Annotated in this window: 17 protein-coding genes; 9 read left to right on the forward strand and 8 right to left on the reverse strand. The window is 33.7% G+C overall.

Going from position 1 to position 23,473, the window contains the following annotated elements:
* Positions 1-10: 10 nt before the first annotated feature.
* The 7 genes from AB5706_RS03820 to AB5706_RS03850 all read left to right on the forward strand — a co-directional run bounded on the left by AB5706_RS03820 (position 11) and on the right by AB5706_RS03850 (position 15,036).
* Complete coding sequence (locus AB5706_RS03820) at positions 11-7,282, forward strand: DUF6273 domain-containing protein (protein ID WP_368365895.1); 7,272 nt, start codon at positions 11-13, stop codon at positions 7,280-7,282.
* 40 nt (positions 7,283-7,322) lie between these two features.
* The gene (locus tag AB5706_RS03825; RefSeq protein WP_368365896.1) at positions 7,323-7,589 is read left to right on the forward strand and encodes a hypothetical protein; all 267 of its coding nucleotides are present in this window, start codon (positions 7,323-7,325) and stop codon (positions 7,587-7,589) included.
* 1 nt (position 7,590) lies between these two features.
* A complete protein-coding gene (locus tag AB5706_RS03830; RefSeq protein ID WP_368365897.1) occupies positions 7,591-8,445 on the forward strand; it encodes a hypothetical protein in 855 nt (284 codons plus the stop codon).
* Between the two features lie 24 nt (positions 8,446-8,469).
* Positions 8,470-9,546 carry a hypothetical protein gene (locus AB5706_RS03835; RefSeq protein ID WP_368365898.1) on the forward strand — a complete coding sequence of 359 codons (1,077 nt, stop codon included), beginning with the start codon at positions 8,470-8,472 and terminating at the stop codon, positions 9,544-9,546.
* 356 nt (positions 9,547-9,902) lie between these two features.
* Entirely contained in the window at positions 9,903-13,634 is a 3,732-nt protein-coding gene (locus tag AB5706_RS03840) for a phage tail fiber protein (protein ID WP_368365899.1), read from the forward strand.
* Positions 13,635-13,696: 62 nt separating this feature from the next.
* Complete coding sequence (locus tag AB5706_RS03845; RefSeq protein WP_368365900.1) at positions 13,697-14,599, forward strand: hypothetical protein; 903 nt, start codon at positions 13,697-13,699, stop codon at positions 14,597-14,599.
* A 5-nt stretch (positions 14,600-14,604) separates the two neighbouring features.
* Entirely contained in the window at positions 14,605-15,036 is a 432-nt protein-coding gene (locus tag AB5706_RS03850; protein WP_118584240.1) for a hypothetical protein, read from the forward strand.
* A 33-nt stretch (positions 15,037-15,069) separates the two neighbouring features.
* Here the strand turns inward: AB5706_RS03850 and AB5706_RS03855 are convergent, their stop codons facing one another.
* Positions 15,070-15,429: a hypothetical protein gene (locus AB5706_RS03855; RefSeq protein ID WP_195589913.1), complete on the reverse strand. Its 360-nt coding sequence runs from the start codon at positions 15,427-15,429 to the stop codon at positions 15,070-15,072.
* A gap of 134 nt (positions 15,430-15,563) precedes the next feature.
* On the opposite strand from AB5706_RS03855, the gene AB5706_RS03860 reads away from it, so the two are divergent.
* Positions 15,564-16,583: an endolysin-like domain-containing protein gene (locus AB5706_RS03860; protein WP_195589910.1), complete on the forward strand. Its 1,020-nt coding sequence runs from the start codon at positions 15,564-15,566 to the stop codon at positions 16,581-16,583.
* 47 nt (positions 16,584-16,630) lie between these two features.
* A complete protein-coding gene (locus tag AB5706_RS03865) occupies positions 16,631-17,209 on the forward strand; it encodes a hypothetical protein (protein WP_368365901.1) in 579 nt (192 codons plus the stop codon).
* A 60-nt stretch (positions 17,210-17,269) separates the two neighbouring features.
* On the opposite strand, the gene AB5706_RS03870 is transcribed toward AB5706_RS03865, so the two are convergent.
* The 7 genes from AB5706_RS03870 to AB5706_RS03900 form a co-directional block, all read right to left on the reverse strand.
* Positions 17,270-17,488 (reverse strand): hypothetical protein, encoded by a 219-nt coding sequence (locus AB5706_RS03870; protein WP_173769297.1) that lies wholly within the window; start codon positions 17,486-17,488, stop codon positions 17,270-17,272.
* Positions 17,489-18,159: 671 nt separating this feature from the next.
* Complete coding sequence (locus AB5706_RS03875) at positions 18,160-18,417, reverse strand: hypothetical protein (protein ID WP_173769298.1); 258 nt, start codon at positions 18,415-18,417, stop codon at positions 18,160-18,162.
* A gap of 129 nt (positions 18,418-18,546) precedes the next feature.
* A complete protein-coding gene (locus AB5706_RS03880; RefSeq protein ID WP_173769299.1) occupies positions 18,547-18,819 on the reverse strand; it encodes a coiled-coil domain-containing protein in 273 nt (90 codons plus the stop codon).
* A gap of 76 nt (positions 18,820-18,895) precedes the next feature.
* Positions 18,896-19,708, reverse strand: a complete 813-nt coding sequence (locus AB5706_RS03885; protein ID WP_368365902.1) for a TniQ family protein — start codon at positions 19,706-19,708, stop codon at positions 18,896-18,898.
* Complete coding sequence (locus AB5706_RS03890; RefSeq protein ID WP_368365903.1) at positions 19,705-20,937, reverse strand: TniB family NTP-binding protein; 1,233 nt, start codon at positions 20,935-20,937, stop codon at positions 19,705-19,707. The genes AB5706_RS03885 and AB5706_RS03890 overlap by 4 nt, the downstream gene beginning before the upstream one ends.
* Positions 20,930-22,753: a Mu transposase C-terminal domain-containing protein gene (locus AB5706_RS03895; RefSeq protein ID WP_368365904.1), complete on the reverse strand. Its 1,824-nt coding sequence runs from the start codon at positions 22,751-22,753 to the stop codon at positions 20,930-20,932. Before AB5706_RS03895 ends, AB5706_RS03890 begins: the two co-directional genes overlap by 8 nt.
* Positions 22,743-23,102 (reverse strand): PDDEXK family nuclease, encoded by a 360-nt coding sequence (locus AB5706_RS03900; protein ID WP_195589905.1) that lies wholly within the window; start codon positions 23,100-23,102, stop codon positions 22,743-22,745. The genes AB5706_RS03895 and AB5706_RS03900 overlap by 11 nt, the downstream gene beginning before the upstream one ends.
* Positions 23,103-23,473: the final 371 nt, after the last annotated feature.

The raw sequence follows: 23,473 nt of genomic DNA on the forward strand, positions 1-23,473 counted from the left end.
GAGGGAGAACATGTCATTTAAAGATTCAAAAGCACAAATATTGGCTAATTCAGCTTCCGATGATAGTGATATCTCTACCATGGAGGCTGATTTAGCCACTACTGCTGTTGTTGACGATGGATATGTATTATGCACAGATGGACGATATGTTATCTATGATGAATACTATGATAATTCATATTCAACAGTGGATAAATTAAAAAATGTAACAGTAGACTCTTCACAAATAAATATTGTGCAGGAAACAAATAGTCAGTATATTCCATTCCGTATTCCAAGATACTGGGACGGTATCGATTTGATGAAGATGCTAATTCAAATTAGATACGAAAATGTATCAACCAAAAAAGGACAAGTATCTACTGCTGTAAATGTTGCATCAAGTACAACAAACATTACATTTGGTTGGTTAGTTGATCAGAATGTTACTGCTATCGCCGGTGATGTCAGATTTGAAATTATGGCAACTGGCTCAAACGAGAAAGGGAATACATACGTTTGGAGAACAAGACCAAATGGTAGACTTACTGTCCTTGAGGGATTAAATTATGATGGTATTGTTGAGCCATCAGATGACTGGTATACAGGTTTTGTAACAACCATAATGGGACATGTTGATGAAGCTAAGAAATATGCTGATCAGGCAAAAGCCTCTGCAGAATCCGTAGATGTTAATACTATTAAGGCGGACGTAAAAAAATCTGTAACAGTAGATGTGAACGCAAATCTTGCAGAAAATTATTATAACAAAACAGAGATTGATACTAAGGTTAAAACACTCAATGATGCAATCAGTAATATTGATAGCTTAAAAAATCTTAAGGTCGAATATGATAACACAACTGGAAGACTTGTATTTAAAGATGGTACTGTTATTCTGACAACTATCACAATTAACAGTTTATCAAACTTAAATGTTACTTATGCCGTTGAAGGCGGTAAGGGTAAGCTTACTTTTAAAAATGGCGAAACAGAAATTCAGTCTGTGGAACTTAGCTCTATTGAACCGTCTGCACAGTGGACAGCTGCTCTAAAAGAGGAAATTAATACAGGAGTTGATACAAAAATCAGTCCTGTATCAGAAAAGGTAAACGCTGTGGAATCTTCAGTAACTGACCTTTCTAAAAAGGTTGAAACAAATACTTCTGATATTACAGCGTTAAAAACAAAGACAACAGAACTTGAAAAAGCCGATGAAGTAATTCGTTCTACTGCTTCTGAGGCAAAAAATACAGCGGATATTTTAAAGCAGAATATTGCCGACTATGATTCGCAGTTTAACACGATCAACGGTGACATTACCAATATTCAGTCTGATATTGATGAAATTAAAAAGAATCCAGCTGCATCTGAGTATGATGTAGATTATGTTGGTAGTACATTTAGTTGGATGAAAAATGGAGAAGTTCTTAAAACATTTACAATCCAAAGCGGAGGTGGTGGCGGATCTGATACTTCAACTATCACGATTGAACGTGTAACCCCTGCAGATGCAATCTTCTTACTTGGAGATAAAGCAGAAATCGAATACACATTTAGCTCTGTTGATAATACTGGCGATACAACTGGTGATGGTACAGCAATTTGGAAAGTTGGAAATACAATTGTATCAACAACCACTGCTTCTCAGGGAACAAATAAGGTTGATTTAACAGAGTATTTATCAGTAGGCTCTAATCAGATTAGAGTTAGTATCACGGATAGCTTTGGAACAATGTCATATAAAACTTGGACTGTTACTATTGTAGAATTTAAGCTTGAAAGTACATTTGATGATACACTGATTTACACTGATACAGACGTAGTATTTAGATATACACCTTATGGTAATGTAAATAAGACCATTCATTTTATCTTGGATGGACAGGAATTAGAATCCGTAACAACACAGGCTTCCGGTCGTATTATATCATACAATATTCCAAAACAGGAACATGGTGCTCATTTCCTTAAAGTATATATGACAGCAACAGTAAATAATAAAGATATTACTTCTTCTACTATTTACAAGGATATTGTGTGTGTTGATCCGGCAAACAGAACTCCTATTATCGGATGCTCACAGCAAGAATTTACTGCAAAACAATATCAGGCTACAAGTATTAAATATGTTGTTTATGACCCAGCTCATAATCCTGCTACCGTTAAGTTGTCTATTGATGGAAAAACAGTTTCTACATTAACTGTAGATAGAACCGCACAAATTTGGAGTTTCAAGTCTTCTGAAATTGGTCAGAAAAATCTTACTATCTCATGTCAGAAAATCACAAAAATTCTTACCGCACATATTGAAAAACTTGATATAGATGTAAATCCAATTACTGCAAATCTTGCGTTCGACTTTAATCCAGTTGGTTTATCTAATGGTGATGAAAATAGACTTTGGAGTGATAAAAATCATCCAGAAGTTGCTTTAACTGTATCAGATAATTTTGACTGGACGAATGGTGGTTATCAGATTGACGATGAAGGAAATCAGTATTTCTGCGTAAAAGCAGGTACTACTGCTTCTATTAGTTATAATCTGTTTGCCAAAGACCCAAAACAAACTGGTGCTGAATTTAAGATTATTTTCAAAACTAAAAATGTAAGAAATGCTTCTGCCACTTTCTTGTCATGTCTCGATGGATTGGCAGATTCTAACATTGGACTTGAAATGAAAGTACATGAGGCAAACATTTATACTTCTACAGACGATCTTTATTTCCCATATTCCGAAGAAGATATTATTGAGTATGAATATAATATTAACTCAATTGATACCAAGAATACAACAGCAACATCTATTATCATGACGTATGAAGATGGTGTTGGTGGAAGACCTATTATTTATGATAATTCACATAGATTACATCAGTACACTCCTGCTCCAATTTCTATTGGATCTCCAGATTGTGATGTATTAATTTATAGGATGAAAGCCTATAGTGCAGCATTAACTGATTCTGATGTTTTATCTAACTTTATTGCAGACGCTAGAGATTCTGATGATATGATTGATAGATATAATCGAAATCAGATTTATAACGAAAACAATGCTCTTACACCGGATTCGGTTGCAAAAGCATGTCCAGACTTAAGAGTTATTAAGATTGAAGCACCACATTTTACAAATGATAAGAAGGATTTTGTGCTAAATACTTCCATGGAATGTGTTTATGTAAATGGCGATCCAAAATTTGATAACTGGAAATTTACTAACGCCTGTCACGCTGGACAGGGCACTACCTCTAATGAATATGGTTTTGCAGCAAGAAACATTGATGTTATTTGCTGTTTTGATGGAATTCATAAGGTAAATAGTAAAATTGATCTTGATCCAAATTATAAAACAAAACTTGTTCTTGGCGATGGAACCGAATATACAGAGGGTGATGGTAAGATATCTCTTACTCGAAACTCCGTTCCTAATAACTGGCTGAATTTTAAAGTAAATGTGGCTTCTTCTGAAATGGCAAATAACGCACTTCTTCAGAAAAGATATAATGATTATCTGCCATATTCTACTCCTGCATCTCGTAGGGATAAAAAGATTAAAAACTCAATGGAGTTTGTAAACTGTATTATTTTTGTAAAAGAGAGTGATCCGGATATTTCTACTCATAGAGAGTTTAATGATACAGAATGGCACTTCTACTCTCTTGCCAATATGGGTGATTCAAAAAAAACTGATGTAGCAAGAGCTTATGATCCAGATGATATGAACGAATGCTGTATTGAAATTAGCGATAATACACTTCCAAACTCTGTATTCCAAACCGGTGTAACAAATTCAGATGGTTCAATGAAATATCCTATTTCTAAAGATGAATGGAAAGCTGGTAATACAGCATACGACAATCTTTATAATAACTGGGATGGATCATTTGAATTTAGATATGACTGTTGTGGAGATTCAAAGGATGGTTCTGCGATTTCTAGTGATGAAGCAAAAGAAAAGATTCGTAAACAAAATAAACAAAATTGGAGAGACTTCTATGAATTTGTAATTACATCTTCTAATGAAGATTTTGTAGCTCATTTAGGCGATTGGTGCATTGTCAATTCGGTGTTGTATTTATACCTCTTCACACTTAGATATACAATGATTGACAATCGTTCAAAAAATGTATTCCCACATTGGGCAAAACATTATATTAGCAATGAAGAAGCTTCTACCCTTGGTGATAAAGCTAAGTATTACACTATAGATGATACGGCAGCTGCCATCCACAATGGATATAGATATGACTTGTGGGATTACGACAACGACACAGGACTTGGAATTAATAACAGCGGTGAGCTTACTATGTCTTACGGTAAAGAAGATACCGATTACAAAACAGATGGTGATCCAAGCTCTGGATACATCTTTAACGCTGCAGAATCTGTATTATGGTGTAGAATTCGTGATTTAATGCCGAAGCAACTTGCATCCTTATATCAGTCTGTAGATTCAAACTGTTGGAGTGATACTCATCTCATTAATGAGTTCGATGCTTGGCAGAATCAATTTCCAGAGGAATTATGGAGACTTCATTACGAAAGATTATATATTCGTACATATCAAGGTGTTATCTTTCCAGGAAAAACTGAAGTAACAAAGTCAGACAGATTCCTTAAAGAAATGATGAACGGACGTAAAAAATATCAGCGTAGACAGTGGGAACGTGATCAACATGCGTATATGGGAACAAAATTCCTTCACACTGATATTAAGTCTGACCAGATTATGTTCCGTTGTAATACTCCTAAAACAGCTGTTGTAAAACCAGATTATACATTAAGAATTGTTCCATACTCAGACATGTATATTTCTGTACTTTACGGTAATTCACCGGAAACAACTCAGATTCGTGCAAAAGCTGGACAGGAATATGAAATTACAACTAACTTAATTAATATGGATGATACTGCTATCCTTATTTATTGTGCGTCAAGGATTCAGGCATTGAATGATTTATCTGCTTGTTATATCCACGATAATGACTTCTCTAAGGCATCAAAGCTTAAAACTCTTATCATTGGCAACGAAACAAGTGGCTATCAGAATACGTTCTTAACCACTCTTAATATGGGTAACAATACACTTCTTGAGACTCTTAATATTAAGAACTGTCCAAATTTAACAGGATCTGTAAATCTTTCTGCATGTGAGAATCTTATTAATCTTTACGCACAGAATACTGCTATTACTTCTTTCCTGCTTGCTAATCACGGTAAGATTAAGAATGCATATTTACCTGCAACAATTAATACTCTTACGTTTAAAAATCTGAAAGACCTTACAAATCTTAATGTAGCATCTTATGATAATCTGCAGACATTTGTTTGCCAGAATTCTATTGTGGATGCACTTGAAATTATAAAAACTACTATTTCAACACTTAAGACCGTAAGTATCACAGGTATTGACTGGAATCTTGAAAATACTGATCTTTTAAAGAAATTAGCAAAGCTTGGTGGTATTGACGAAAATGGTATTACCATTGACCAGTCTGTATTAACAGGAACTATTCACATTCCAGTTATGCGTCAACAGGAGTATAAAGACTTTGTTGGAACTGATGACGAGCCAGGTATCTGGACGAATCTTACAATAACATATGATTCTATGATTGCACAGTTCAAAGTTTCATTTTTAAATGACGATTCCAACAAAACTGTGTTAGATATTCAGTATGTTGATAAAGGCTCATGCGCTGTAGATCCTACAACTCGTCAGGATGATCCTATAGCTATACCTATAAAACAAAGTACCATTGAAAATGATTTTACATTTAAGGGATGGGACACTGTTCTCTCAGATAAAATCTTTGCAGATAGAGTTATCAATGCAGTTTATACAAGTACAATCAGAAATTATACCGTAAAGTATAACTCTAAAGGTTTAACCTTACAGGAAACTGTAGCCCCATATGGAACTTATGTTAAATACGAGGGTGATACTCCTGTATACACAGCCGAGGAAGCTGCCTATAAATACAATTTATTTAAAGGATGGGACCAGTCCGGATATGTAAACGGTGATAAAACTGTAAACGCAGTGTTTGACACCTGTGAATATGTAGACGGATACTTCAATGATAAAGATCTCAAAGACCTGTCTCAGGTTGAGTTATATGCAATGATGAAAATGGGACTTGAGCAGAAAGTTCTGTCACTGAAAGACTCATTTGATTTTACACTTGGAGTTGACTTCCATTACAACGATATTGAGGAAGAAGAATTAATCTCTTCCACAACAGTATTTGACGGAACAAACCATATTGATACTGGAATCTCTATTATGGATAAGGATAAGGATTTCACATTTGCGATTGACTTTGAATTTGATAACGAGAACGCAACAGGTGCTACTTTGGCACAGTGTTTCCAGGGTGATGGTTCTAACGGATTCCGCTTATGGTATAGTCAGAGTTACAAATTCTCATGGGGAACTGATAGTGTGAATGCATCAAGCTCTGGTGGACGTGAAATTATTGTAATTCGTCATAAGGCAGGAAGTCAAAAGCTCTATGTATACAATTCTAATATGTCTGGAAATTCAATCTCTACTGCTACTCTTCAGGCAATCCGTATTCCCGAAATCACATCAACTCTTGTTTTTGGATGCTCAAAGGCAGATGATGGTGCTTATGAAAACTATGCAAAAGGCAAGATCCACTGGTGCAAACTGTGGTATTCAGACCTTGGTGAAGAACAATGTTCTGACATTGCAGCATGGATTCATGAAACAATTCCAATGGAAGTAGCTAAATTTAAAGCATACTACTTATCAAATGTCGCTTCTAAGAGAGCAAATGTAACATTTATTGCTTCAAATCTTCTTGGTTCTAAGAAAGCTTATAGTAACAAGTCTACAAATACCGGTGGATGGGCAGAATCTACGCTTAATACGTGGATGAACACTCGTATAACGAAAGCTATACCACCACTCTGGAAAGCACTGATTAAGCCTGTTAAAGTTAGTTCTTCTACTGGAAATAAATCGAATACAATATCAACATCTAATTGTCGTTTTTATGTACCAGCACTATATGACATTGATGCTTCTGCAGGAAGTGATCCGTATAGTTCTGAAACAAATGCAACAATTCAATATTATGTTGATAACGATTCAAGAAAGAAGGCAAGAACTTCAAGTCCAGATGTTTATGAGTCTTACTGGACTAGATCACCAAATGCTCAGGTATCTAACTGGGTTTACTCTGTAAGTGAGCAGGGTGATACATATGGATATTCTTATCCTGGACAGGAAAATGGAGTTCTTCTTATGTTTAGCATAACTTGTGAGGGGTAGGACAATCTACCTCTCTTTTTAACGAAGGGAGCCAACTCACATGTATTACAAAGTAACTAATTCAATGACACAAGATATTGTGGATGTCATTAAGAAAATTCACTATATACAGTACCAAGAGAAACATAAAATACTGATTTTATGTGACATCAAAATTGCACAGGCTATATTGTCTTCTGACGGTAAAAAAGGCTGGCATATTGAAGGGCTGTATAATTTTCCACTTGACAACACAATATACGAAATTGAGCCTATTTCACGATTAGAATACGAAGAAATAGATGCAAAATTACACGAGGTAGATTAACATGGCAAAATTACCAGTATTTTTTACTGCCTCAACAAAAGCGATTGCGGAAAAAGCAATTCAGCGAGGTATTTTAAAATATCCAGGGCTTTGCTATATAGAAGACGGAAATGTAATCGCATGGATGACTGAAGATAATGAGATCAGGTATACAAAAGGTGATAAACAAATCACTGACGTAAGATTTTCTGGATCAAATCTTCAGTTTTTTAATGAAAAGAAATTACTCTTCTCTTATGATCTATCCATGACAGACGAGGACAAGGACCATATTGTTGATGAAGTAAAACGACAAATCGGGCTTGATAGTTATATAAAATCCTCAGAGCTATCTACTATATTAGATAATATTATTGGAAATCTCGAAGATAAACAAACTGTTGTAGATTATATTAACAGTCTGTCTTATAGAAAGCTCACAGATAAACCAATTGAATATTTGATCGGATCTCTTACAGTACCGGTCACAATTTCGACTCTTGATGATGGAATTTATAAAATCAAGGGTCAATTTATTATTGGCGGTAATAGCACTACCGTTCACTCTTCTGCCGATGAAGTGTTCTTTTTAGTTTCACATGATGAAGATACTCACGGCACATCTATTACTCAATTCCAAGGCAATTCTATACTTCTCTATTTTATCCAACAAGACGGTGAATATGCAACTGATAAGTATGTAACTGAGAAATGGGTTAACGATCAGAATTTTATGTCTGCGGATTCTGCAAAACAATTTATTCAGGAACAGCTTGAACTGACTGTATCAGAACTTGTGGATAAAAAGATAGATGAAGCTTTAGATAAAAAAATCGGTGGACTTGAATCTGCTGATATTGCAAACATATTTAACTAAAATTCCAAAGGAGGAATAAATATAATGGCTAAATTACAGTTTATGACGATTAACAATCTTCAGGAGTTCTTAAATCTTCACAACGTACAGATTGATAAAAAGATTTCCGATGCTGTAGCAAACTCCATTAAAACTGTATCCCAGTCTGAGGATGGATACACAATTTACTTTTATACAAAACCAGCTCCAGTAACAGTAGATGAAGCTGTTTTTACTATTACTCTTCCACAGCCACTGACAAAAGCAGATAAAGTTAAGAATGCTGTTGCAGGACACATTGCAGGTCTTGACAAAGATGGTAATCTGGTAGATTCCGGAAAATCTGTTACAGACTTTGATGCTGCTGGTGCTGCAGATTCTGCAAAGGCAGAGGTGCTTGGAGTGATTGGTACCATCCCAGCTGATGCAACAGCAAAGAACGTTGTAGATTACATCAAAGAAGCCGTTACTGCTGGTGCATATAACGACACTCAGATTAAAGCAGACATCGCAGCAAACAAAGGAGCTATTGATACCCTAAACGGAACAGGCGATGGTTCTGTAAAGAAGGCTGTAGCTGACGCTGTAGCAAAAATCGTAGCAGAGGCTCCAGAAGCATATGATACTTTGAAAGAAATTTCTGATTGGATCACAACTCATACATCTGATGCTGCTACAATGAACAGCCAGATTAATACAAACAAGACAGATATTGCTAATCTGAAAACTTTGATTGGTACCTTACCTGACACAGCAACCTCTAAAGATATTGTAAGCTACATTGCTGAGTACGTATCTAAAGCTCTTGCTGATTCTGATCTCTCTCAGTATGCAACAGCTGAGGCTCTGAAAGCTTGCGTAGGTAGAGTAGATGCTATTGAGAAGAAAATTCCTACTCTTGAAGCAGCCGACACAGCTAATACAGAAGCCATTAATGGTGTTAAGACTAGAGTTGAAACCGTAGAAGGCAAAGTCAAAGCTATTGAAGATGATCTTGCAGTTGAGAAACCAAAGATTGCAAAAAATGCAACTGATATTGCAGCCTTACAAGGACTTGTTGGTGATGGTTATGAAGCTATTCCATCTGAAAAGATTCAGGCTCTTTTTAAAGTAACTGAATGATTATTGTAAAGGAGGGGAATTTCCCCTCCGTTTTTGAAAGGGCATAATGGACATGAAAACACAATTTCTTGATTATAGCGGATTAGGGGAGGCCGTAAATTTAATAAAAAATGTATTGCCGACCATAAAGAAATTCTTCCTTATGCTTCTTTAGGATCGTTCCCCTCACAAGGTATTATAGACGGAATCTATATAGATACAGCTACAAATTCAATTGACCGTGGTATGCCTGTTGAAGAAATAAAGGAAATATTAGGTCACGTAAAATTAGACACTACTCTCATTTATGCAAAAGTAAGTAAGGAAAATATTAAACACGATCACAGAAAATATATAATATAAAAACATAAACACTTATGAAAGGGGTGATTAAAAATATGAAAGAGCAATTTCTTAATTTATCTGGATTGACAGAGCTTGTAACATATATAAAATTATGTATTGCACAACACAAGATGATAATCCCAAGAGCCTCTTTCAGCTTGTTTCCTAAAACTGGGGACGAAAATAATATTTACATTGATACATCAACTAATTCAATCTATAGGTGGAATGATTCCGATAAATCGTTTGTTTTATTAGCCAAACCACCACGGAATATAAGCATATCTGAGGGTAAAAATAATGGTCAAATTACATTAAAAGTGGATGAAATTGAATCAAATGCTACTGTGCATGGTTTGAAGAGTGCAGCCTTTTCTAATGCTTCTTCTTTTGCCACATCTGCGCAGGGAGCTAAGGCAGATTCAGCAATTCAATCTATTACAATCGCCCCTGGTACAAATAATGGTACGGTAAAAATAACCGTAAATGGTGTGACAACGGATAATATTAAAGTCGCAGGTCTTGGATCTGCGGCTTTTTCAGATATAGCGGTATTTGCACCGGCAAAGCATACTCACAGTAAAAGTGATGTTGGACTTGGAAACGTAGATAATACCGCAGATATAGATAAAAGTGTTAAGTACGCAGGATCTTCTGGAAGTTCTAATACTGTTGTTTATACTGCTCTTACCAACACAGATTTGAATACATTACAGACTGAAGGTAAATGGTATTATGCAGGTGGAGGTAACACTTGTACAAACGTTCCTGTTGAATCTGCTGCGTTTGAATTATATGTAGGTCGTAATGCAAGTGGATGGCGTTATCAACAATTTACTGTGACGAGTGGAGAAATTTATATTCGTGTATTTGATTCTAGTAATTGGGGTAATTGGAGAAAACTTGCATTTACAAGCGATACTGTTACTGCTGCATCATCTGTTCCTTGGAGCGGTATCACAGGAAAACCATCAACATTTGCTCCTTCAAGTCATAATCATACGATTGCAAATATTACAGATATAGGAAAGGCTTCTGTTAATTTTGCAAATTCAGCAGGTTGTCCACAAGGATTTTCAAGCAGAACTACTACTGCTACATGGGGTAATCAAACAGGAACTGTTGTTACAGATTGGCATACTTCTAATGGTGGTGATATTGCATTTCGTGACAATAGCGGTCAATTAAACGTTGTTATTGATGGATTCTTTTATCAGAACGAAGGTAAAAATCTAGTTCTTGATTCTGGAAACTATTCTAATTATGCCGCAACTAAGATTCATACTCACACAATTTCCAATATTACAAATCTTCAAACAACTCTTGACGGTAAATCAAATACAAATCACACCCATGATTTAAACCAAATGATTAATACACTTACAAACGGTACGTCAGATCCAGCTGATACAGATTATTATATTGCTCAATATGCTGGTGGTGGATCAACTACCACAACTTATCATAGAAGACCACATTCTGCTTTATGGAATTATATAAAAAGTAAAGCAAATAGTGTATATCAGCCGAAGGGAAGCTATGCGGCATCCAGTCACACTCATGACGACCGGTATTATACTGAATCTGAGATTAATACGAAATTGGCTAGTAAATCAGACACCTCGCATACACATAATTATGTTGTTGGAAGCTATACTGGCAATGGTGGACAACAAAAACCAAATTATTTCGGAACAAATAAAGTTGGTTTCTTAATGATGAATACTACAGTAAATGGTGATTCTAATTATAAAGATTGGATTATCATGGATTGCTATGGTGGTAATGATATTGGTGGTAGTGTTGCACTTGGAGTTAATAGACAAAAGCTTGCAGCATATATTATGCGATCTGCTGCTGAAAGATCTAGTTGGGCTGAAAGTGCTGAATTGCTTCATACATTAAACTATACCTCATATACCGTAACAAAAACTGGTAGTGGCGCAAGTGGTACCTGGGGTATTAATATTACAGGATCTGCAGGTTCTTGTACTGGTAACGCAGCTACTGCATCCAATGCATCTAAAGTTAATGGTCATACTGTAAATTCCGATGTTCCATCTGGTGCTAAATTTACAGATACTAACACATGGAGACCACTCGGTACAACAGCAGATACAGCTTGTGCAGGTAATGATAATAGATTGTCTAATGCTCGTCCTGCTTCAGATGTTTACAGTTGGGCTAAAGCAAGCTCAAAACCTTCATATAGTTGGAGTGAAATAACCAGTAAACCCTCTACTTTCACACCGGCTTCACATACACACGCATATATACCTTTATCTGGAGGCACAATTACAGGTAGTATAATACGTAGTAGTGGAGGAAGTTGGATATCAGCTAGAAATAATGTAGCAGTTCGTGGTACTGCAACTACTAAAGATTCATGGAATCCTGTGGTTGGTCAAGCTACACCAAATGGATATTGGACAATTGGCAACTTAGCATCAAATGATAATTTAGCATTTAGCTATACTTCTAACACAAATTATAATGCCGGAAACAATTCGGCTACAACAGTGTATTTACCAGTGCAAGAAGGAACTATCATTACTTCTGCAACAATTGGATCTCAATCTGTAAAATATGCTACAAGCGCTGGTTCTGCCGGTTCCGTAGCATGGGGAAACGTAAGTGGTAAACCATCTAGTTATACTCCATCGTCACATACACATGATGATCGTTACTATACAGAAACAGAAATAAATACGAAGTTAGGAGCAAAACTTGGTGCAGTATCAGCAAACGGTTACTATGGTATGGCAAGACCAGATGGTAATACATCAGATTGGATACGTACTACAACAGCTGGTATTATACCATATCAGTCTGGCGGAGCCGGTGCAGGACATTGTGGACTTGGTACAAGTAGTTGGTATTTTAGTAATGCATATATTGATACGGTTAATTGTGTAAATACAAACGCAAGTGAACTAATTAGCACATCTTTAGAATATCGGTCTTGTAGAGGTGGAGAAGTAAATAGAGACTGGCGCTTTGGATCTGCTACTGGTTCCGGTGACCAAAACTGGTTCGGATTTTATGATTATACATATGGATATCATGGTGGTATATATGGTCCAGGTCATTCATTGAGAATGAGTGGAGAAATACAGTCAACTGCAGCAAACGGATTTAGAGCTGTACAAGGAAAATACGGCTTCATTATACGTAATGATGGGGCGAATGTTTATTTCATGATGACCGGGAACGGTGATCCATGGGGTGGATGGAATGACAATTATACAATTTTCACTCCAAATGGTGAATGGCAAGTAAAAAAATCTCCATATGATAATGGTATGTCTACAGCAAGAGGATATGTGGTAGTATCTGATTCAAATGATAATAGAGTTTATTCTATATCAAATTATAATGCAAATTATCTTAAAGTTAGATGTGGGCTTAATACATATCATTGTACATATTCTAATTCAGATATTAGATTGAAAAAAAATATTAACAATACATCAATTACCAATGCTCTTTCTGTTATTAATTCAATTAAAGTACGACAATTTGATTGGAAGGAAACAAATATACATCAGTCAATAGGATTCGTTGCAGATGAACTAGAAAAACTTGACCCTAATTTTTCACAAGGTGGTGGAGTTACAAAAGATGGTGGAATAGATGTTAAATCTGTAAATAGTTTTTATCTTCAAGGATATATAGTTAAAGCACTTCAAGAATTAAGCTCTCAGGTTTCAGATCTGAAACAAGAAAACAAACGACTCAAACAAAAACTAAATATGTGCAACTAAGGTTACTCTTAATTGAGTGACCTTTTATTTTTTTACTCAAAATTTGAAAGGAGCAATATATTATGATTATTTTAGGCAAAATTAAAGTTGATGACCAGGTATTTAAGTATTGTGAGATTTCTTATGAGCCATTTTATGTAACGATCATGTCTGAGGATGAAAAAGCAATTGTAGATCTGTTTAATAGTGCGAAGTCTATTATTGTAATGGATCAGTATGGTCTGGCAATCAAATCTATCACAAATTATTGCGGCGTTGAATCTTCTACCATAAAATATAACTTTTATCTGGATGAAGAGAACAACATGAAACCTGTAATTACCGTTCGTCTCAAGGCTGTTGATCTCAATGAAAAAATCAAATCTATTGAAGCTGCTATGGGTGAAGATACTGTTGACGAATCAAGTATGTCTCTTGAAGAGTACAGAGCATACAAAATTAAACAGTATGGTGTAGAATGCCAGGACAAAATTTATGCAGGTACTGATGTAGAGACAAGTTATGGAACAGAGCACTTCTCTGCCACAGGTGATGATCAGGCAAATATTAAAACTTTATCTGATGTTGCCATGGCAACAAAGGTATCTCTTCCATATCATGCAGATGGCTCACAGTGCAAAGTATATACCTATCAGGATATTATTAAAATTTACTGTGAGATTCAGAAACTCATTCTTGCAGAGACATCTTATTGTAATGCTTTGAATACATATGTAAGAGGACTTAATACCAAAGAACAGATTGCAGCTGTTAAATATGGTCAGGAAATTACAGATCAGGCAATTAAGACTAATATGGATACCGTAATTGCACAGGGAAATGCTGTAATGGAAGGTATTGTAAAGCAGTATCTTGAAACTGCAGTACCAGAAACTAAGACAGATGTTAAGGACACAGAAAATACTACAGATGGTACAGATAATATAGAAGATGCAGCTACAGAAAAATCATCTAAAAAGGCGTGATATAAATGAATAAATTAAAGCCATGGGCTAAATATTTATTTTTGTTTTACATGGGTGGTTCTATCTATTACTACATAGAAGTCCTGTTCAGAGGATATAGCTATTTAAGTATGTTTATTCTTGGTGGAATATGTTTCATTTATTGTGGGTTGCAAAATGAAAAAACTTCATGGGATTATCCGTTTTGGAAGCAATTAGCAAAATCTGAAGCATTTGTACTAATAGCAGAATTTTTGACAGGATGTGTTTTAAACTTATGGCTCGGTCTTGGAATTTGGGATTATAGTAATCTTCCTGGAAATATTCTCGGACAGACTTCTTGGCAGTTTGCATTACTCTTTTTGCCGGTATGTGCATTTGGAATTATCTTGGACGATTATCTAAGGTACTGGTTCTTTAATGAAGATGAACCACATTACAATTTTAAGCTTAAATAATCAATAGGGGTGGTATTATACCACCCTTTATTTTTATTCTTTTTTGTAATCAAGCATGTATGTAATTATTTCACCTATTGACATTTTATCAACTTGATCAGAAGTAATAAGATCATGTCCGGATTCAATTAACCCACGGATGTAATCGAATGCATGTAAATGTTGTATATATTCTCTCGCCTGAGAAATCGTAGTCATTCTCATATTTTTCATCTCAAATATTAAAATCTTAACTCCCTCTTCATTTTTATGTTTAAGTATAAAATTATTAATATCTGAGATACAGTCTGTATTCACTTCATCTTCTATAAAACTTTCATAATGATCAAGTCTTAGGCAAATCAATTTAACATAATTCTTGATTTCAAATTTTTCTTTCATATCAGTTGCCATTTTTTTATTACCATCCTTTTCTATTTTTTTTAAATTATACCAATTTTAATTAAATATTTCACTGGAAATATATGGTAATTGATCACTTCTAAAAGTTAACTCTAAATTCAATTCTAAGAAAGGAGTCACATCTTATGACAAAGACAGAAAAAGCTACTCAGTGGATGGAAGCAACAGCTCGAAACGATGCACATGGATATGATCAGACTTTTCGTTGGAACGAAAAAGGCGATTATGACTGCTCTTCTGCTGTTTACACTGCATGGGTCAATGCAGGTATTCCTGTAAAAGATTATTCATTTAAAACTTATGGCTGTGCTTATACTGGTGTTATGAAAGCAGTATTTACACATTTTAAATTTAAGGATGTAACCTCTAAAGTAAATCTTGCAACAGGAGCAGGTTTACAGCGTGGAGATATTTTACTTAATGAAAAACGTCATGTTGCAATGTATTGTGGTAATGGACTTGAAGTTGAAGCATCTATCAATGAAAATGGTAGAGCTACTGGAGGTAAACCTGGGGACCAGACTGGACGTGAATTCTTAATTCGCTCTTATAGAAATTATCCATGGAATGTTGTTCTCAGATATACTGAAGCAGCTGATGGTAATCCGCCTGTAACTACAAAAAATTATCTTGCTATGGGTGATAAAGGTGATGCAGTAAAAACAATGCAGACAATGCTTATTAAACTTGGTTATTCATGTGGAAAATATGGTGCTGATGGAGATTTTGGATCAGGATCATTAGCATCTGTAAAAGCGTTTCAGCGTGATAATGGGCTTGTTGCAGACGGTCTTTATGGTGAGGCTACAAAAGCTAAACTTACAACCTTATATAATGCTAAAATTAAAGCAGAATCGGCTCCAAAACCAAGTTCAAAGCCATCTATTGCATCATCTTCTAAAGTTGCTTCTGCACAGTCCTTTAATAAATCAATTGCTGGTACTTACAAGGTTAAAGCATCTAATGGTCTTAATCTTCGTTATAAACCAGGAGATACATCCAATTCAAATCTTATCATTACAATCCCTAATGGAAAATCTGTTGCAAATTATGGATACTACACTACCGTCAATGGAGTCAAATGGTATCTTGTTACATACAAAGATACACCTGGATTTGTTTCCAGTAGGTATCTTGTTAAATGATAGTACAGCACACAATGAATAAAGGGAGTGAGGATAAGGTGATTTAAATGGATAAGTTTGGTGGGATTAAAGAGAATGTAGAAGTTGTACGCAGTTTTGATTGGTGGACCGTTGTAATTGGAGTTTTGATTGCAATAGGTATTGTAATGCTATGCGTAAAAATTAAAGACTTCGTTGTTTCTACATTTGGAATTACTACAAAATCTGCTTTAGCTAAACAGGCACAAGAGGAACGTATCAAAGACTTGAATAATCAAATTATAGATTTACAGAAAGAAGTTCAACAGTTTAAGGATAATAGAACCAATGATAGAGAGCAGTCATTTGATATACAGAAACAATTAACCGACAGTCAGACGTTACTACAAAATTCAGTTGAGAATTTAAGGAAAATGTTAGTTAACAAAGAGATTAATGACATGCGTTGGGAAATTTTAGACTTTTCAAATGCTGTTATGAACGGTAGAGTATATAATAAAGAAATTTATGATCATATTTTTGATACACACACAGAATACGAACGTGTGTTAGAAGAAAATGGTCTCGAAAATGGAAAGGTTAATTCATCAATGCAATTTGTTCGTAATAAATACCTTGAACTGATGGAAAAAAGCTTTAAGCAGTAATTATACATATGGGGTAATAAGTTGTTATTATACAGCTTACTACCCCATTTTTTCGCGTTTTTATTTACATGATATATTATATATTGGAACAAATACCTGATCATTGATTTCGAGCCGTTTTGGATAATTATTGATGAGTGCATCATATATTTGAATTGCCATTTTTTCTGTTATCACAGTATCTTTTTTGATTGGAATTTTCTGGATAAGATTTTTCATAATTATTCTGGCATTTTCATTTTCATATATATATTCGTCTGCAGGTATTGGATTAATCATAATATCGACCTCCTATTGTAAATAATCGAACAATTGTTTGTTAAATGTTATTGTATAGAATATACGTTCGATTGTCAAGGCTTTATGTCGAATTATTGCAATTTATTTACCATGATTTTTCTATACTTCTGCTGCTATGTATGGTATTATCATATTTGTAACTAACATTTCAATTTTAATAAGACTCCAGCACGATTTAAATTGGCCTGCGCGCTGGAGTCTTGTATATGTAAAATTTATTCATTCCGCAACTTGAATAGTCCTTATAATAATCAGAACTTAAAAGTACAAATTCCATACTTTTCTCCTAATAAAGTAAAAACCTCTTATATTTGCAAAGAAGAAGATTTTTTCAAACCTAATATTGCAAAAATGCGTGATGATCTATATAATAAATATAGAAATCCAAAAACTTCTTGACAAACAAGATAAAAAGTTATATACTGCAATATATAAAAAATTAGAGAAAACTAAATAAAGTGCTTTTTGGGTATAGGAGCAAATGAGCCAGCCTATATTTGGAAAGAACACTTTCAAAAAGGACATCCTACGAGGTGTCCTTTTTGTATTGTTTTTATATTAAACTATATAACAAAGCCCAGCGATCCACACGGACAACTGGGCTTTTATTGTTACTATTCCTCATCATATTCCAGACTCATATTTTCCTCTTATTCTTTTATAAATGTTGTCATAATAGATGCTGTATACCCTGATTCATCACCGTTACATTCCTGAATAATATATGTACCAAGCTTATATTTGTCTGAGAGAGCTTGTATTGTTTCATTCACTGTTTTAAATGCTCCAAGAATTTTCTTATTTTTCAGTGCTATAAAGGATTTTCCATATTTATTATATAGATCCTGGTATATACTTACAAAATATTTGAAATCATTTAATCTGTCTTGTTCTGTATATGTGTCCATATTGTCAACCCTCCAATCTGTTCTTTTCTACTAATATATTACTATATTTTACTGTATATTTCTATGTACAATGTGGTCTAATGACCATAATAAAAGCCCAGGCATTCACCCAGGCTTTATAGTGTGTTATTAATCTACCGTTGGCTTCGGCTTGGACATAAGCTCCTTCAGTTCGTCAATTGTGTAACCGTTAGAATCCATGAGATTTGCAAGTTCTGTAAGCTGCGCTGCACGTTCGGCTTTGGACTTCTGGGCTTTTAAAATAGCAAGTTCTTTATCAATATTTTTCTTCTGTTCTGATAATACATTAATCTTCTCAGTTAATTTTTTAATTTCTTCATCAATTTTTGTAAGTTTTGAATTAAGCACTTCTTCTTTTGTTCGTCTTGTTCTTGCTGCCATAATAAAATTCCTCCTATTGGATAATTTTATAATTATACTACTCCATAACAACTAAAGTTTCAAGATAATTTTGAAATTAATGGCATATTTTTAAATAATAATATATGGCACTCATTGTATAAAAATTTTTTCTATTGTCATATACCATTGAGTCTATTTCTCTACCGCAAAAATTTATTCCATGTTTTTTATAAAAACTAATTATGTTACTTCTTAATCCCCAATTTTCTTTTCTAATCGACAAATAATCAATACCAATATCTTTTATGTCTTGTTTATAATATCTGTCAATTGCGTATTCAACTATTTTATCAAGCATTTCATTTGTGTTATATTCTACATCAGAGTTAAGATTCATCATTTCTAGTGGAGATAATTTTTCTCTTACTCTTCCATAACCAATATAACGTATTTCACTATTATGCAATTTGCACTTGTGTATAGGACATATCGGTAACATTCGTATTTGATGTATATTATGCCAATATGCTTCTCCATATTTTTTACGATCCTCAATAATACACATTGGACAATATTTCAATTGTCTATTTTCGCTACGTGGTCTTCTTATATTAAGCTCTGTTTTATAGCAGTCCGTTTTTAAATTATAAAGGAATTCATTAGCATAGTCATTTGAACAATACCCTGTATAAACATAAAACATTGTATGATGTTTTAACAGATTTTCTATTGATATAACTTTCTCAATATTATTTTCGGTATCTTTATTAATATTTCCAATAAATAATTTACTAATAACATTTGTACTGTTTACAAATAGTTCTTTTGCAATCTCATGCTCTCTCCATATACCGCTACTTATAAGATATCTACAGAACCAGCTGTAAACTGTTTCGTCATCATAGATGCTAGGAAATCTGTTTGTCATATTTTTATTTCCTCCACTATAATTGATTGTTTAAGCAGTTTTATAAAATCAATATTTTTTTCCTTAGATATTTTCAATATCGTTTCAATGTTATTAAACTCTTTTATTACGCAATCTTGTGTGATATTATTTGTTCTATCAGATATTATGTGTTTATTTTTCTTTTTATCGACTTTGTTAATGCTTGGTTGTATAAATTTGTGATACATTTCAATCCTATTTTGGTATGCTTCATTCAATATATTAATATTAATTTTACTAACTCCTGACATTATAGCAATTTCCTGAGCATCGTGTAATAATGATATTACAATTGAAATGTTACCGCAGGAATGGTCATATATCCATTTATAAAACTCTTCATTTATTGTTGCATTTTTTATAGTATATTGATATCTAAATAATATATTGCATATGTTTTTAAAGTACTCATCATAAGAAAGTGCTGTATATTTAAGCCCCATAGTTCTTCTTGCAAGATGTTCGGCACCCTCGAAAAACAATACACTTTCCGGAGTACCAACCATACAAATACTTATTCCGCTATTGTTGATAAGCTGTGTAAGAAATCCTATTATATTTTTACCGTTTTTTGAGTTTGCAACATTTTGTATCTCATCAATGATAAGAACACCTATATTATTTATTGCTATTGTACTTATTTGGCTTATGAGGGCATCTGTAGTACATTTATCAATAATTTTCCCATTTAAATATTGTGTTTTAAGCATACTGTTTATCTTCATCAAAATTTCGATCGCAAGACCTTTTACAGATGAATCAAATGGACATTGTACAGTTACAAATGGAATTATATCTGAGAATAAATTGCAATCAAATTTACAATTTTCAACAATAACATCTACTGCCCTGTTAACGGCTGTACTTTTACCAATACCTGAACTCCCTATTATTGTAAATGAATCAGATCCGCCAATTATACTATTAGAGTTTCCTGTTAAAAATCTTTTGTAATTTTCGTATCTTTGTTGTGATGCCAATTTTGAACTCTTCTTTTTTAGTGAGTGATATAAAGACAAATATAATTTATTATAAATCTCTATGGACATTTTAGATGGAATGTAAATATCATATAGATTTGATAAAGCAATCAGTTTCTCTCCAACATCCATATTTTTAACCTCTTCATATTTGGGGACAATAGACAAAGTTTTTACAAGTTCATCTCCTGATAACATTTTTGGTAATATTTTTGTATAATCATCCATTTAAGATATCCTCCGTGAAATCAATATGATATTTTCTTTTAGCTCTATTTTTGACAGATGTAGTATATTTTGTATTTAATTTTTGAGGATATTGTACATTAGCTACTATCTCTTCCAAAGAATTTGCCAAGTCAATTTGTGCCTGAGTGTTACTATTACAATGACTATTTACGAGTTTTCGATGCTCTTTTTCAATCAATTCTACATCAGTTAACTCTTTTCCATCATATCTACTTTCAATCAATTTAAACTGTATATAACACCCATTTTCTATAAGCCATATATAGCTTACGTTATCTGGATTATAAGCAACTGTTACTTCCCCACCAACCAAATATTTTTCAACATAATTCTCATTTTTGTACCTCATTTTATTCACTTTAAGTCCAAATCTGCTAAATACGCCAGTGGTCCTTGGAAGTAATGTGAGCATAATTTGTTTTAATGTTACCGGTATTAAGTTAGCTCCTGGAAGTAATTTGTTATATTCAAAAATTCTATTCGCATATGGCTCAATATTGTTTTTTATCATACCTTCTGTATAAGGGAAATTCTTTAAAATGCGCTGCGAATTATAATATACAATACATCGCACTATGATTTTTTCAAAATCTTCTATTGTTAAACATGCATCTTTTCTATAATCATGTACGCCTCTTTCAAGAAAATCAGGTTCAACTATACCTTTATTTTTCAAATAAGGTTTGTATGTTTCTTGAATGATATTAAAAAATTTTTCTACAACACCTTTTAACTCAGGGCGGTATGGTGGCAAATTTTTTAGTGTAACTCCAAGTTCAGTTATTTGCTCGAAATTTTCAGATACATACTCTTTACCCATATCGGTTACAAATGTCCCTGGAATTTCAGATATGTTCCACTGATCATCGTTTATGAATATACCAAGTTCTTCACAATGTTTCTTTTTATTGGATACCATATTTTGCATAAGCACCTTTAAACTATAAATGCCACCTTCCCAAGTTAATGCATAGCCATAACAAAAACTGCTATATGCGTCTATACAAACTGTTAATATAGGTCTTCCAACTAAACTGTTTGTTTCATCTATAAGATATATATCACATACCGTAGAGTCAAGTAATCCGGTACCAACTGCCGGTGCAAATTCCTGTACTCCATCGCCTAATAATGGTCTTTTATTTCTTTGGTAATTACTTAAACCATCTCTTGAGATGTAAAAAGCTTGCATATTTTTTGTCTTACGATAAAAGTAGCGGAACTGATAAAAAGATGGAATATTTGATTGTAGCTTGCCATTTATATCGCAATATTTTTCTTTCAGCATAAATAAGTAAGAAGACTTTAAACTATATCTGTTTGTACTATAAAAATATTTATTTAAAGCCCATCTCATATTTTTTTCATCTTGTGTAAGTGATTTTTCTGTAATGTTACTCTTAGGTGCAAGTACACAAATATTTTGGAAAATAAGATACTTATAAAAGTAATTTCTAAGAGACTGTTTGCTTATATTTCTTTCCTGACATACTTGATTAAACAATAATGTTCGTTTATATTTATCGTCCATAAAGGAAAGTAATGGAGCAATCATGTTGTACCGATCGTATGCTATCTTTTTATTATGCTCCGAAGCTTCTGATATGTCGAATACAGGCTCATTTGTCTCTTGCATGAGTAAATCCTCATCACACAAAATAGCGTCCTTAAAATCCATTTTATGCACTGTATACGGCATTTTGGTTTTTAAGCAATCAATAATAAAAACTGATTGATCAGATTCTTTTAAAACTCTTACTATTGTATCTTTGTATTTATACAATTTATTCTTCATCAATAACAATCCCCCAATCTGACACACCATGCGTCTTCCAGTACTCTCTGGAACCGTCTAGTAATCTAATAGTCATCGGTTTTTGTAATAGTTTTCTTTCTATACATTCACGGACCATTAGGTCACCTGTATCTTTTACGCATACAAAGTCTGATGTGTAAGTTCTTTCTGGATATTTATCATCCTTATATCCATCAAGGTCTACATTTACTCGTATACTGATTATGCTTTGATCTTTTTCTAGTTTCATTGCATAGGCATATTGAATCTTGCTGTAGGTTATGCATACGCCATCACATTTGCATAAATATAATTTTGTTGCAGCTACTTTTGAATTTTTATTCCGCATTATTTTACCCCCTATTTTTGAAATGGTTTTTCCTAAAAACGGCTATTTTTTTGCTAAAAACGAATGATTTTTTCCTAAAAACGCATTTTTATGGTTATTTTCATTTTTAGTATTTCGTTTTTAGAAAAAATAAAGTACTCGCAAACCCAGTAAAATCAATGGTTTGCGGATTTTCCTAAAAACGTTTCCTAAAAACGAGGTTAAAAATACTATGTCGAAGGGCAATTGTTTTTAGCCTTTTTTGAGGCAAAAATTTTATTCTTTTATTCCGGTCAAAATTTGCTCTGACGCAAGATTTTCCTCTTTTGTGCATGTTAACTTGACTACAATAAAATCACAATTTTATCGGGAAAATGACCCACTTAAATCCC

Source organism: Ruminococcus sp. RTP21484sp1_RTP21277st1_D2_RTP21277_210401, assembly GCF_040924225.1.
GTDB classification, from domain to species: Bacteria; Bacillota; Clostridia; order Lachnospirales; family Lachnospiraceae; genus Blautia_A; species Blautia_A faecis.

Coding starts and splice junctions, on each gene's coding strand:
- AB5706_RS03820 (WP_368365895.1), top strand. CDS start 11: ATGTCATTTAAAGATTCAAAAGCACAAATATTGGCTAATTCAGCTTCC.
- AB5706_RS03825 (WP_368365896.1), top strand. CDS start 7,323: ATGTATTACAAAGTAACTAATTCAATGACACAAGATATTGTGGATGTC.
- AB5706_RS03830 (WP_368365897.1), top strand. CDS start 7,591: ATGGCAAAATTACCAGTATTTTTTACTGCCTCAACAAAAGCGATTGCG.
- AB5706_RS03835 (WP_368365898.1), top strand. CDS start 8,470: ATGGCTAAATTACAGTTTATGACGATTAACAATCTTCAGGAGTTCTTA.
- AB5706_RS03840 (WP_368365899.1), top strand. CDS start 9,903: ATGAAAGGGGTGATTAAAAATATGAAAGAGCAATTTCTTAATTTATCT.
- AB5706_RS03845 (WP_368365900.1), top strand. CDS start 13,697: ATGATTATTTTAGGCAAAATTAAAGTTGATGACCAGGTATTTAAGTAT.
- AB5706_RS03850 (WP_118584240.1), top strand. CDS start 14,605: ATGAATAAATTAAAGCCATGGGCTAAATATTTATTTTTGTTTTACATG.
- AB5706_RS03855 (WP_195589913.1), bottom strand. CDS start 15,429: ATGGCAACTGATATGAAAGAAAAATTTGAAATCAAGAATTATGTTAAA.
- AB5706_RS03860 (WP_195589910.1), top strand. CDS start 15,564: ATGACAAAGACAGAAAAAGCTACTCAGTGGATGGAAGCAACAGCTCGA.
- AB5706_RS03865 (WP_368365901.1), top strand. CDS start 16,631: ATGGATAAGTTTGGTGGGATTAAAGAGAATGTAGAAGTTGTACGCAGT.
- AB5706_RS03870 (WP_173769297.1), bottom strand. CDS start 17,488: ATGATTAATCCAATACCTGCAGACGAATATATATATGAAAATGAAAAT.
- AB5706_RS03875 (WP_173769298.1), bottom strand. CDS start 18,417: ATGGACACATATACAGAACAAGACAGATTAAATGATTTCAAATATTTT.
- AB5706_RS03880 (WP_173769299.1), bottom strand. CDS start 18,819: ATGGCAGCAAGAACAAGACGAACAAAAGAAGAAGTGCTTAATTCAAAA.
- AB5706_RS03885 (WP_368365902.1), bottom strand. CDS start 19,708: ATGACAAACAGATTTCCTAGCATCTATGATGACGAAACAGTTTACAGC.
- AB5706_RS03890 (WP_368365903.1), bottom strand. CDS start 20,937: ATGGATGATTATACAAAAATATTACCAAAAATGTTATCAGGAGATGAA.
- AB5706_RS03895 (WP_368365904.1), bottom strand. CDS start 22,753: ATGAAGAATAAATTGTATAAATACAAAGATACAATAGTAAGAGTTTTA.
- AB5706_RS03900 (WP_195589905.1), bottom strand. CDS start 23,102: ATGCGGAATAAAAATTCAAAAGTAGCTGCAACAAAATTATATTTATGC.